11 protein-coding genes are annotated in these 13,065 nt (G+C 55.3%); 10 read left to right on the top strand and 1 reads right to left on the bottom strand.

The features are described 5' to 3' along the window. Positions 1-495: 495 nt before the first annotated feature. Positions 496-1,656: a pyridoxal phosphate-dependent aminotransferase gene (locus tag ABYP39_RS12655; protein ID WP_372782850.1), complete on the bottom strand. Its 1,161-nt coding sequence runs from the start codon at positions 1,654-1,656 to the stop codon at positions 496-498. Between the two features lie 232 nt (positions 1,657-1,888). Here ABYP39_RS12655 and dksA point away from each other — a divergent pair, with 232 nt between their 5' ends. The 10 genes from dksA to panC all read left to right on the top strand — a co-directional run bounded on the left by dksA (position 1,889) and on the right by panC (position 12,968). Next, complete coding sequence (dksA, locus tag ABYP39_RS12650; RefSeq protein WP_372758649.1) at positions 1,889-2,326, top strand: RNA polymerase-binding protein DksA; 438 nt, start codon at positions 1,889-1,891, stop codon at positions 2,324-2,326. A gap of 42 nt (positions 2,327-2,368) precedes the next feature. Then, positions 2,369-3,271, top strand: a complete 903-nt coding sequence (gene gluQRS / locus ABYP39_RS12645; RefSeq protein ID WP_372782848.1) for a tRNA glutamyl-Q(34) synthetase GluQRS — start codon at positions 2,369-2,371, stop codon at positions 3,269-3,271. A 24-nt stretch (positions 3,272-3,295) separates the two neighbouring features. Beyond that, positions 3,296-3,475, top strand: a complete 180-nt coding sequence (locus ABYP39_RS12640; protein WP_372758651.1) for a hypothetical protein — start codon at positions 3,296-3,298, stop codon at positions 3,473-3,475. After that, positions 3,465-6,404, top strand: coding sequence for an ATP-binding protein (locus ABYP39_RS12635; RefSeq protein ID WP_372782846.1), 2,940 nt, complete (start codon positions 3,465-3,467; stop codon positions 6,402-6,404). Before ABYP39_RS12640 ends, ABYP39_RS12635 begins: the two co-directional genes overlap by 11 nt. A 118-nt stretch (positions 6,405-6,522) precedes the next feature. Then, positions 6,523-7,950, top strand: a complete 1,428-nt coding sequence (locus tag ABYP39_RS12630; RefSeq protein ID WP_372782844.1) for a sigma-54-dependent transcriptional regulator — start codon at positions 6,523-6,525, stop codon at positions 7,948-7,950. A 535-nt stretch (positions 7,951-8,485) separates the two neighbouring features. Continuing rightward, positions 8,486-9,844 carry a polynucleotide adenylyltransferase PcnB gene (pcnB, locus tag ABYP39_RS12625; protein ID WP_372782842.1) on the top strand — a complete coding sequence of 453 codons (1,359 nt, stop codon included), beginning with the start codon at positions 8,486-8,488 and terminating at the stop codon, positions 9,842-9,844. After that, complete coding sequence (gene folK / locus ABYP39_RS12620) at positions 9,841-10,323, top strand: 2-amino-4-hydroxy-6-hydroxymethyldihydropteridine diphosphokinase (RefSeq protein WP_372748616.1); 483 nt, start codon at positions 9,841-9,843, stop codon at positions 10,321-10,323. Before pcnB ends, folK begins: the two co-directional genes overlap by 4 nt. A 15-nt stretch (positions 10,324-10,338) precedes the next feature. Next, positions 10,339-10,989, top strand: a complete 651-nt coding sequence (locus ABYP39_RS12615; protein WP_372748617.1) for a deoxynucleoside kinase — start codon at positions 10,339-10,341, stop codon at positions 10,987-10,989. Positions 10,990-11,000: 11 nt separating this feature from the next. Further along, on the top strand, positions 11,001-11,792 hold the full coding sequence (panB, locus tag ABYP39_RS12610; RefSeq protein ID WP_372748618.1) for a 3-methyl-2-oxobutanoate hydroxymethyltransferase: 792 nt from the start codon (positions 11,001-11,003) through the stop codon (positions 11,790-11,792). 291 nt (positions 11,793-12,083) lie between these two features. Next, positions 12,084-12,968, top strand: a complete 885-nt coding sequence (panC, locus tag ABYP39_RS12605; RefSeq protein WP_372748619.1) for a pantoate--beta-alanine ligase — start codon at positions 12,084-12,086, stop codon at positions 12,966-12,968. Positions 12,969-13,065 lie beyond the last annotated feature (97 nt).

The following is a 13,065-nucleotide window of genomic DNA, read 5'->3' as shown; positions in this document are numbered from 1 at the left end:
GGTATTACCGCTCCGGAAAAGCCGATAGCTGATTTTAGTTATTTCTGAGCGACGATTGTACGCCCAGACGACCGATATCGATCATTGCGCCCCCTAGAGAGAGCTTCATTCTCCGGAGCGGGGACATTCCTGTCAACCAAATCCACCCTCTACCGAATAGAGTTACCCACTAACCTGCCGACCGAAAAGTTACTAAAAAATCTCTGATAGATGCTGACGGCGTTAATCGACTGTCATACGCTTCGCGAGAATACACGGGCGATCCACATCCCTGCCCTTCAATACCGCGACTTACACGATATAAACATTGCAATGACAGTACACAATAGCAGCAATGAACACGCTAGCTGTGTACCAAGCTGCTCTCCTTGATAACGCCACTGTTTGTTCAGAAATAGATCGAGTATGCCTTTACTGCCTCGATTGGATACGTAAATTACTTCTTCTCGCTTGCGCTCGACTGCCATTGCGACGCTGTGCATTAACCATTGCGCCTTAGGCAAACAAGCGATCCATCCGTGCCACAGCTTCCTCTAAGCGCGACATAGAGGTCGTGTAGGCAAAGCGTACGTGCTCATTTGCTCGGTAGCGCCCAAAATCGGCACCAGGGGTAATTGAGATTCCGTGCTGCTCCAGCATATCCACACAAAATTGCGCGCTATTGCCTCCAAACTTCTGTATGCCGGCATAGAGATATAAAGCACCGGCAGGCGTGTGCGGAATATCAAACCCAAGGCGTCGCAACTCCGGCAGCAAATAGTCCCGTCGACGCTTGAACTCATCTCGACGATTGTTGAGTATGCCTCTGGTTTCAGGCTCAAAGGCCGCTAAGGCACCGTATTGCCCCATCGTCGACATGGAGATAAACAAGTTCTGAGCCAGCTTTTCCAGGTGTGGCACTGCGTCTGGCGGTGCCACTAACCAGCCCAAGCGCCACCCTGTCATTCCGAAATATTTGGAAAAGCTGTTGATCACAAAGGCCTGGTCCGTAATCGAAAGGATGCTTGCTGCTTTTTCGTCATAATCCAGGCCGTGGTAGATCTCATCGACAATCAGATAACCGTCTTTGCGTTCACACAAACTGTAAAGATCCCGCAGCTCTTGCTCGGTAAGGATTTCCCCAGTCGGGTTAGCCGGCGAGGCGACGATGGCCCCCACCGTATTTTCCCGCCAGACGGCTGCCGCTTTCTCGGCGGTGAGCTGGTAGCGATCCTGCGGCCCCACCGGCACCAGCTGGCCCTCGCCCTCTACCAGGCGGAAAAAATTGCGATTACAGGGGTAGCCCGGGTCCGTCATGAGAATGCCGTCACCTGGGTTGAGCAGCAGCCCCGAAATCAGCAGCAGAGCCCCGGATGCACCAGGGGTGATCATGATGCGTTCGGGGGCAATAGCCAGGTTGTAATCGGTCTTGTAATAGTTGGCGATGGCCTCGCGCAGCTCCGGTATCCCGGCCGCCTGACTGTAGTGGGTTTCCCCGCGCGCGAGGGCCGCCTGGGCTGCGCGCACGATGGGTTCCGCCGTGGAAAAATCCGGCTCACCCGCTTCCAGACGCACAATGTCCCGCCCCGCAGCGGCAAGCTGCTTGGCCCGGGTGAGTACTTCAACTACTCTGAAGGGTTCAATATCCTGCAGGCGACGGGCGTAGGGTCGGGTCAAGATGTCATCTCCGGCAAAAATGCCTATGGTAACAGCCAAAGACGTTGCCGCCACCGTCCGAATGCGTCATTAGCAGCTATACTTATCTGTCTGGCAAGCCTATTCAGAGCGGTCTTTTTATTATGGCGCGAGCCCGAGTAATCTGGTAGCTTTGCCGCTTTAGCGCCGGGGGTAGTTGGCTGTACAGGCCTGCTGCGGCGCACTTCCAGTCGTTGATGGAGAGATTGAATCAATGCCAGCAAAGCAAAAAGAAGCGGGAGTGTTCAAAAACTTCGAACCCTATAAGCCAAAAAAGGGTGAGGAGTATATGAACGACAAGCAAAAGGACCACTTCCGCAACATCCTGCTCAAATGGAAATCTGAGCTGATGGAAGAAGTGGATCGCACCGTGACCCACATGAAAGATGAGGCTGCCAATTTTCCGGATCCTGCCGACCGTGCAACCCAGGAAGAAGAATTCAGCCTGGAGTTGCGAACGCGAGATCGCGAACGCAAGCTGATCAAGAAAATTGAGTCTACCCTGAACCTGATCGACAACGACGACTACGGTTTTTGTGATACCTGTGGTGTAGAGATTGGCATCAAGCGCCTGGAAGCGCGCCCCACTGCCAGCCTGTGCATTGATTGCAAAACTCTCGACGAAATCAAGGAAAGGCAGGAACACGGCTGATCCTGACCGGGCGGCCCCGGGCCGCCCACCACCTCACCTGCCATGACCCATCCGCTTTATATCGGTCGCTTCGCCCCCTCGCCCACCGGGCCTCTCCATATCGGCTCACTGATTGGCGCACTCGCCAGTTTTCTCGATGCCAAAGCAAGCAATGGTCGCTGGCTGGTGCGCCTGGAAAACATCGACCCGCCCCGGGAAATCGCGGGCGCTGATCGCCGAATTTTAGATACGCTGCACCATCACGGCCTGTGTTGGGACGGCGACGTGCTGGAACAAAGCACTCGCTCAGCTGCCTATGAATCCGCACTGGCCCACCTGCTGGATACCGGACAAGCTTTTCGCTGCAGCTGTTCGCGACGTCAGCTAAGCCAATATGACGGTATTCATCGGGGGCACTGTGTTACCCCCGCAAAAACTGACGACTGCGCCATTCGCCTGCGCGTGCCTGATCACATCTGGCACGCCCACGATGATCTGCAGCAGCCACTGCATCAGAACCTCCAACAGGAGGTTGGCGACTTTATCCTCAAACGGCGCGATGGCTATTACGCCTACCAGCTGGCTGTCGTCGTCGACGATGGCTACCAGGGCATTACCCACGTGGTACGGGGTTCAGATCTGTGGGTGTCGACACCGAGACAGCGCTACCTGCAATCTCTGCTAGGGCTGCCAGCGCCGCGCTATCTCCATTTCCCGGTTATTGTCGGCACCGATGGTCATAAATTGAGCAAGCAGACCTTCGCGGCCCCGGTCGAGAACAGTCGCGCAATCGATAATCTGCTGCTGGCCTTGCACTTTCTAAATCAACCGCTCCCCGACTCGCGCCACAGCATCGATAGCCTACTGCTGGCGGCGATCAAGCACTGGGACCGGCAACGTTTGCCAGCGGTCATGGGACAACCAGAATCAGCGTTTTACAATCACGGAGAGCCTCTATTACCATAGCAGCACTTCCGACGAGGTCTGCGGATGCATATTCAATCCTCCCTGATACTGTTGTTTTCGGTGTTTTTCCTGTTTACACCGTCGCTGGAGCAGTGGCTGCTTGATGGCAGCATTGCCTGGTACCGCCCCCACCTGATCTGGTTCGGCGTGGTGATCTTTGTCTATATCAGCCAGCGACAGGACACTCCCCGCAATGCACCCTGATCTCCATGTGCTATTCGCGCTCGGCACTGGTTACCTGATACTGCTGTTTGCAATCGCCTACGCCGCAGAGCGCCACGTCATTCCTGAACGGATCATCAAACACCCGGCAATCTTCGTACTGTCACTAACGGTTTTTGTAAGCGCGTATGGAATCTACGGCATTGTCGATTACGCTCGGCACGCCGGCTACAGCTACATAAACTACTACTTGGGAATATCCTCCGCTTTTATCGTCTATCCCCTGCTGCTGTCGCCGTTGATGCGTATTTGCCTATCCTACCGCCTCAATTCATTGGCCGACGTTTTGACCTTCCGATTCCGCAGTCAGTGGGCCGGCTCTCTGGTCACCCTGTTTATGCTAATCGCCATGTTGCCGCTGTTGTCGCTGCAGATTCAGGCGGTTACCGAGTCCATGCTGGTGATAACGCAAAGCGACGGCAACTCCCTCGGTGAACGCGACGGACTGGCTCTTCTGTTTTGTATCTTTATCAGTGTGTTTGCGATTCTATTCGGCTCACGCCACCTGAACTCGCGGGAAAGTCACCGCGGATTGGTGACCGCCATCGCCTTTGAATCGCTTGTTAAACTGTTCGCCTTACTGATTACTGGCTTCTTTTCCATCAAACTGGTGTTTGGAAGCTTTGGCGACATGCAAGCCTGGCTGACAACACAACCGAACCTGATTGAGAGTCTGAACACCCCCGCCGGCGGCGACAGCACACGCATGTCGCTGGTGATGTTTTTTGCCAGTGCCGTGTGTCTGCCTCACGTGTTCCACGTGCTGTTTGCCGAGAACCCGAAGGCCTCCAACCTTAAACCCGCCAGCTGGGGCATTCCATTCTATCTGCTGCTGATCAGCTTGCCCGTGTTCCCCATTCTGTGGGCCGGCGAAGCACTGGGCTCCGATATCAGCGCCCAGTTTTACTCACTGGCCATCGGCCTGGAAACCAACCAGACTTGGCTGACCTATGTGGTGTACGTAGGTGGCCTGTCCGCAGCCAGCGGCGTTATTATTGTCGCGACGCTAGCACTGGCCTCAATGTGTCTGAACCACCTGATACTGCCTATCTACCAGCCAGACAGTAAGACCGATATCTATCACTGGCTATTGCGTATTCGGCAGCTGCTGATAGCGGTGATTATTCTCACAGGCTTTGGCTTTTACCAGCTGATGCCCGACCAGCACACCTTCTCGCAACTGGCAATCGCCGCAATCTCTGGCTGCGCACAATTTCTGCCCGGCACACTGGCCATTCTCTATTGGCCCAGGGCTAACAGTTATGGGTTGATTGCCGGCTTGCTGGCAGGATTCCTCGTTTGGACGATGGGCTCATTAGCAACGCTCGTCGATGCCATTGATGGCAACTGGGTGACCTCATTTTATGTGTCCGATTTGCCCGACGAACTGGCTTGGGTTGCAGTCGTAGCCGTGTCACTAACCGCCAACGCACTGATGTTTATTGCCGTGTCGCTGCTTACGCCCACGCGCAATGAAGAACGCATTGCCGCCGAAGCCTGTACCCTGGATGATCTAAACCGACCTGCTCGACAATTGCTGGATCTGCGTGATGCTGCCGAGATGCAGCAGCGCCTGGCCTACGCACTGGGCGAGCACGTGGCCCAGCGCGAAGTTGCCAAAGCACTGGAAGAACTGCGGCTCGCACCCGACGAACGGCGCCCCTATGCCCTGCGCCGGCTGCGCGACCGCATTGAAATCAACCTGTCTGCACTCATGGGGCCCGGCGTTGCCAAATCTTTGGTCGATCAGCAGCTGCCCTACACCGGCGACCCCAGCACAGGCAGCGAAGACATTACCTTTATCGAAAGCCGACTGGAACTCTACAACGCCCACCTCACCGGCCTGGCTGCAGACCTGAACAATCTGCGTCGCTACCACCGGCAAACCCTCGACGAGCTACCCATTGGCCTGTGCTCTTTAGGTACCGATGGCGAAATTCTGATGTGGAATCGAGCCATGAGTGACCTCTCCGGCATTGCCAGCGAAGACATTACTGGCTCACGCCTCAATGACGTGGATTCCCATTGGGAAACCCTGCTCAACGAGTTTGTAAACAGCGAAGACTTGCACTGGCGCAAATACAATTTCGAACAAGGGCCTTTTACCCGCGTCCTCAATCTACATAAAGCAGCGGTCGACCCCTTAACCCGCAGTGAACAGGTCATTATCGTTGAAGATGTAACTGACAATCACCTGATGGAAAGTAAGCTCACACATCAGGAGCGGCTGGCTTCCATCGGCCGGCTCGCTGCGGGCGTCGCCCACGAGATCGGCAATCCAGTAACCGGCATTGCCTGCCTCGCCCAAAATCTGCGCTTTGACTCCGAGGACCCGGAAATACTGGATAGCGCCGAACAGATCATCAAACAGACACAACGCATTACCGGCATTGTCCAGAGTCTGGTTAATTTCGCCCATCAAGGCCGCGACGCACAGGTCAGCAAAATTGAAGCCGTCGATGTAAAACATTGCGTCAACGAGGCCCTGCAATTGCTTACCCTCGACCGGGAGGCGCAACCGGTACACTTCGTCAACGATTGCCCTCAGGCATTGATCATTGCCGCCGACAACCAGCGTCTGATTCAGGTCTTTATCAACCTTCTGTCCAACGCCCGCGACGCCAGCGACAGTGACGGGGAAATTCGCGTTACCGCACAAGCGGATCACGACCAGGTTCAAGTTGCCGTGTGTGACGACGGCAGCGGCATTCCGCCTGAGGCTCTGGAACGCATTTTCGAGCCTTTCTTTACCACCAAAGAGCCCGGTAAAGGTACTGGCTTGGGGCTCGCACTGGTATACAACATCGTGGAGGATCTGGGCGGCGAGATCCAAATCGAAAGCCCGGTTAAAGGACGCGATCGGGGCACCTGCGTGCACCTGACCTTCCGGCGCTTTGAGCGGACAGCCTGAGACAGACTGGCAAATTCAGAGCGGAAGCGGTATTTTGTCGTGTTACGACTTGGACTGGGCATTTTGGTAACACACCCGCCCGCCATCCAGCAGACGAATGTCAGATTGCGAGACAAAGATGAATGACATACTGATTGTCGAAGACGAAGACGTAATCCGCAAAGCCCTTCGACGCCTGCTCGAACGCAACGACTATCGGGTGCAGGAGGCCGCCTCAGTCACGGAGGCCCAGCAAAACTTCACCCTCGACGACTTCGACCTGATTATCACGGATCTGCGCCTGCCTGGCGCGCCCGGCACAGACCTTATCCAGAACACGGAGTCGCCGGTACTGGTCATGACCAGCTATGCCAGCCTGCGCTCAGCGGTAGACTCCATGAAGCTCGGTGCCGTTGATTACGTCGCCAAACCCTTTGATCATGACGAAATGCTCGAAGCCGTGCGTCGCAATATCGAACTCCACGCCGGCGACGATCGCTCGTCCGCCAGTCGCACCCGGCGCAACGGCCAACGCGGTCAGCCTCAGCTGGGGGAAATGATCGGCAGCTGCAAATCCATGACAACCCTGTATGACAAGATCCGTAAAGTCGGGCCTACGGAAGCCACCGTTTTGATCCGCGGCGAAACCGGCACCGGTAAAGAACTGGTTGCCAAAGCCATCCACAATCGCAGCAGCCGTGCGGACAAGCCGATGATTTCAGTCAACTGTGCCGCCATCCCGGAAACACTGATTGAGTCCGAACTCTTTGGTTATGAAAAAGGGGCATTTACCGGCGCCAATACCAACCGCATCGGCTTGATCGAAGCAGCGGACGGCGGCACCCTCTTTCTCGACGAAATCGGCGAGCTGCCGATGGAAGCTCAGGCCCGCCTGCTGCGCTTTATTCAGGAGAATGAAATTCGCCGCATTGGCTCAGTACAGGCGCGCACTGTGGATGTACGATTAATCTGCGCCACCCACCGCGATCTGAAAAATATGGCGCGAGATCACGATTTCCGGGAAGACCTCTACTACCGAATCAGCGTAATTCAGCTGGAACTTCCCCCCTTACGCGAGCGAGGCAAAGACATTCTTGAGATTGCTGAAGCCGTCTTGCAGCGCAGCTCCGAGCGCCTTGGCAAAGAAGAGATGCATTTTTCGCCGAAAGCCATTCAAGCCATTACCACCTATATCTGGCCGGGCAATATTCGCGAGCTTGAAAACGCTGTGGAGCGCGCCGTCATCCTCAGCGACGGCCCCGAGATCGACAATGATGAGCTGGACATAGATCTGGAGCTGGTCGACGTCAGCCAGATACGCACCAAACAGAAGCCCCAGAACAAGCCTCGCAAAGACCCAGAGCCCAGTAAGTCCAGCAGCAACAGCGCGTTGGACCCCAACGAAGACCTGTCACTGGAAGATTACTTCCAGCGCTTTGTTCTGGAACACCAGGATTCAATGAGCGAAACAGAGCTCGCGCAAAAACTGGGCGTGAGCCGCGAATGCCTGTGGGAACGACGCCAGCGGCTGGGCATTCCACGGAAAAAGAGCTCGAAGACCGCCTGATTGCGGAGAAGTTCCAAGCAGATACCAATTGTCACAAAAAATACAGAAACCACCGTTACCCTAATTGGTAAAAGTAACAAGCAACGGGCAGATCAGTAACAATAAGCACTTATACTTAGACAATACTGGTCACCCGAATTACCCTATCTCATTGAATATAAACAACTTTACAAACCTGGCACGCTAACTGCTATATAGCTGTCAAATAAAAATAATAACAAGTAAAAAATAATAATAAGAGCAAGAAGACAAATAAAAACAATTGCATAGAGACCTGGATGGGGAAGACATTGTTTTCCCCTTCTTCATTTCTGGGCCTTGAAAATCTACCCACCCGCCTTGATTCCCCGACACTATCTACCCGAAAATGCAAAGCTGTATTTATAAGCCACAGGGCACTCTTCACACCGCACCCATGGCTACCGGTAACCAATGGCTCCGAGCTGCTCATAAACTACCGCTCAGGGCGATCAATCATCTATGCTAGAATGCCGCGCGTAATCAGCTAACGGCACACAGGAACTATTCAATATAAGTGGCTAATCTCTGGACAAAAATCACTTCCGCCGTGACGCGCAAGTCAGCGGAACCCAAGCTTCCTCGCATTCTCAGCCGCGACGAACACCCAATTTCCCGCAAACATATCAGCGACAATGCGCTGAAAGTTATGCATCGTTTGCGCAGCGGCGGGTTTGAGGCTTTTCTGGTGGGTGGTGGCGTACGCGACCTGATGCTTGGCAAACACCCTAAAGATTTCGATATTGGCACCAACGCGACCCCCGAAGAAATCCGCCAGCTATTTCGCAACAGCCGCATTATCGGCCGGCGTTTCAAGATCGTGCACGTACGCTTTGGCCGCGAAATCATTGAAGTGACCACCTACCGCGGCAGCCACAGTGACGGCAACGACAAAACAGCCGTTGCCGCCGATAACGGTATGCTGTTGCGCGACAACGTGTACGGCACGCTGGAAGAAGATGCAGTGCGCCGCGACTTCACCATCAATGCACTGTATTACTGCAGCGACAAGTTTACAGTTCACGATTATGTCGGCAGCTTGAACGATCTTGCAAAACGGCAGGTACGCATTATCGGCAATGCCAGCAGCCGCTATCAGGAAGACCCGGTACGGATGATCCGCGCGGTGCGCTTTGCTGCCAAGTTGGATTTTGATATCGCGCCTGACACTGCCGCCCCACTCAAATCGCTGGCGCCCATGCTCAGCGAAGTGCCGGCGGCACGCCTGTTTGACGAAGTGCTCAAGCTTTTTATGGAAGGCCACGCCCTGCGCGTGTTCGCTCTGCTGAAACACTACGACCTGTTCCGTCCGCTATTCCCTGCCACGCAAGAGATTCTCGACAGTGGCGACAGTACCGCCATTGCCCTGATCGAGCAGGGGCTGGTCAATACCGACCTGCGCATTAGCCAGGACAAACCGGTTACCCCAGCTTTTATTTACGCAGTGATGCTCTGGCCAGTCGTGCAAAAGGAAATGAAGATTCTGCTCGCCGAAGGGGTTCCGGAAATTCCCGCCCTGCACCAGGCTGCGCAATCTGCCATTTCGCGTCAAATACAGCACACGTCGATCCCCAAGCGTTTTTCCATGCCCATGCGCGACATCTGGGAGCTGCAACTGCGACTCCCACGGCGCAGCGGCCGCCGTGCCGAGGAACTGCTCGAGCACCGCTATTTCCGCGCCGGCTATGATTTTCTGCTGCTGCGGGAACAATCCGGCGAAATCCCGGAAGAACTTGGCCCCTGGTGGACAGCCTACCAGGAAGCCAATGCCGACACCCGCGAGGCCATGCTGAAAAAAACCAGCGCCAACAAGCCGCGCAACAATAGCCGACGCCGGCGCAAGCCTCGCTACCGCAACAACCAGAAACCCTCGTGACTGTTAGATGCTATCTCGGCTTGGGCAGCAACCAAGCCGACCCTCAAGGGCAACTAAGTCAGGCACTCGACCGGCTTGCCGGCACCCCTGGCCTGCACAACCTGCGCTGTTCACGCTTTTACGGTAGCAAGGCTGTGGGGCCTGGCGAGCAGGCAGATTACGTCAATGCTGTCGCCAGCGTTGATACTTTGCTCTCTCCGCTGGCTCTGCTCGACACCTTGCAACAGATAGAAAATCTCCACGGGCGAGTACGTGATGTGCGGTGGGGACCCCGAACACTGGATCTCGACTTGCTGCTCTACGGCGAGCAAACCATCAACACTGCTCGCCTGGTAGTGCCGCACCCGCGTCTTGCGCAACGAGCTTTCGTGTTGGTCCCCTTGGCCGAGCTAGCGCCGGATTTAACCTTGCCGGATGGCACTTGCCTGTCCGGACTATTAGACTACGCCAGCGCAGAAGACCTCTGGCTGCTGCAGTGATTACCGGGAGAGTTAATGTCTGAAAACAAGCCACTACCGGCCTTTATTGCGGTTGAAGGCCCGATAGGTGTGGGCAAAACCACGCTTACAAACAAGCTAGCCGACCACCTGGGCTATCAAACCGTGCTGGAACGCGCCGACGAAAACCCTTTTTTGGAACGTTTTTACAAGAACCGTCGCCAGGCTGCCCTGGCCACGCAACTGTATTTTCTCTTCCAGCGTGCCCAACAGCTGGATGAGTTCAAACAGAGCGACCTTTTCAAACCTACCAAGGTAGCGGACTTTCTGATGCAGAAAGACCGTCTGTTTGCCAGAGCCAACCTCGATAGCGACGAAATGGCTCTGTACGAGAAAGTATATAACCAACTCACCCTCGACGCCCCGGTACCGGACCTCGTCATTTACCTGCAGGCCCCGGCCGACGTACTGATGAACCGCATCCAGAACCGCGGCATCCGCTACGAACAGCGGGTCGAGAGGCGCTATCTCGAAGAAATCAACGAGATATACAGTGAGTTCTTTTTATATTATGAAGATTCGCCACTGCTAATCGTCAACGCCTCGGAAATCGATTTTGCCAACAATCCGCGTGACTTCCAGCAGCTGCTTGACTATATTCCGCGCATTCACAGTGGACGCCACTACTTCAACCCTAGCCTGGTGTAAGGGGAGCTCCCATGAACAAAATCAGCCCGCAATCCCTGCTGGCCAAGAAAGCCAACGGCGAAAAGTTCGCCGTTTTAACCGCCTACGATGCCACGTTTGCCCGAGCTGTCGATCAGGCCGGCATTGATGTCATCCTGGTCGGCGACTCCCTCGGCAATGTCCTGCAAGGACACACCAGCACACTGCCGGTGACCGTGGACGATATGTGCTACCACACAGCATGCGTAAATCGCGGCACAGAAACCGCCCTGATCGTATCTGACCTGCCCTTCGGTAGCTACAACACCATTGACGATACCTTGCGCAATGCCACCGCTCTGATGCAGTCCGGCGCCCATATGGTAAAACTGGAAGGCGGTCAGTGGCTCGCTGAAAGCATCAGTCTGCTGACCGAACGCGGTATCCCGGTGTGCGGCCATCTCGGCCTTACCCCGCAATCCGTTAACACCCTGGGGGGGTTCAAGGTACAAGGGCGCGACGAAGTCAGTGCCCGCCGCATGATTACCGACGCCAAAACTCTGGAAGATGCGGGCGCCAGCCTACTGGTCATTGAATGTGTCCCCACCGAACTGGGCGAACGTATCAGCGAGGCACTCAGCATCCCCGTTATAGGCATTGGTGCGGGGCCCAAAACCGATGCCCAGGTGCTGGTTCTGCACGATTTGCTCGGCATCTCCCGGCGACTGCCCAAGTTTGTCAAAAACTTTCTGACAGAGGCCGCAGACATCCCTGACGCCCTCACCCGCTACCGGGAGGCGGTGGAACGTGGCGAATTTCCCGGGCCGGAGCACAGCTTCAGCTAACAACCCCACTGAAAGCCACGGATGACGTGGCTTTCAGTGCTTTTTGTTACCTCAATTTTAACGCTTCTTTTGGTAACAAACTCGCCGGAAATTTGTTACCAAAAAGCATTGAACCCCTCTCACGATTGGGGCATACTTGCCCGCCACTACCAATTGTTCACAATGTAAACACTATGGCAGTGGGCCGGATGTAAGTTCCGGATTGGGCGCCAGCCCGCAGCGACAGCGGACTGACATCACAGCAACCTGCATCTGCATATCAGCGATGGCACGAGTAGGAAGTTGGGTGGTATGAAAACCTTCAGTACAACAGCGCGGCTGAGAGAAGCCCTGAACAGCGAACGACGCAATGGCCGTCGTGTCGCCTTTGTGCCCACCATGGGCAACCTTCACGAAGGTCACCTGCAGCTGGTGCGACGCGCCCGAGCTCTGGGCGACGTTGTCGTGGTCAGCATCTTTGTTAACCCCCTCCAGTTTGGGGCCAACGAAGATCTCGACAAATACCCACGCACCCTCACCGCCGACAAGGAAAAACTGTTTGCAGAGGGCGTGCAGTACCTGTTTCATCCTGGCGTTGAAGAAATGTACCCCAATGGCATGGGCGCGCAGGCCATCGTCTCTGTACCTGGCGTTTCCGAAAGTCACTGCGGTGCAAGCCGACCCGGACATTTCGACGGTGTCTCTACCGTTGTCACCAAGCTGTTCCAGATTGTGCAGCCCGATGTCGCGGTATTCGGCAAAAAAGATTTCCAGCAGCTCGCCGTCATCCGCAAGATGGTTGCCGATCTGTGCATGCCTATTCACATTGAAGGGGTAGATACCGCGCGCGCAGAAGATGGCCTTGCCCTGAGCTCACGTAATGGCTTCCTCGACCAGCGTCAGCGTCAAGCGGCCCCCTTCCTGCATCAAACCCTTCAGTCCTGCCGCGAAGCCATAGCCTGCGGCTTTGACAGTTATGCGGAGCTAGAGCGCCACGCTCGCCTGACACTGCAAGATGCCGGATTTGAGCCCGACTATTTTTCCATTTGCGACGCCAGCACACTCGCTGAAGTAACAATGGACACCGAAGAAATTGTTATACTGGCGGCTGCCCGGCTGGGCGACACCCGTCTGATTGACAATGTCACCCTGAACTTCAATCCCAGCGCTGACTGGGGTATGCTTGCCGCCCAATAAATTGGGCCGGCTTGATAGCCACCGTTAACCGGATCTGCCGGCACAAGGCACTAGAGACAGAAAGGAACAGCGTATGCAGTCCACCATGCTGAAAGCC

The organism is Litorivivens sp. (genome assembly GCF_041625495.1).
In the GTDB taxonomy this organism is placed as follows: domain Bacteria; phylum Pseudomonadota; class Gammaproteobacteria; order Pseudomonadales; family Spongiibacteraceae; genus Litorivivens.
The sequence above is the reverse complement of the archived record's forward strand: the minus strand, read 5'-3'. Positions and strand labels throughout refer to the sequence as shown.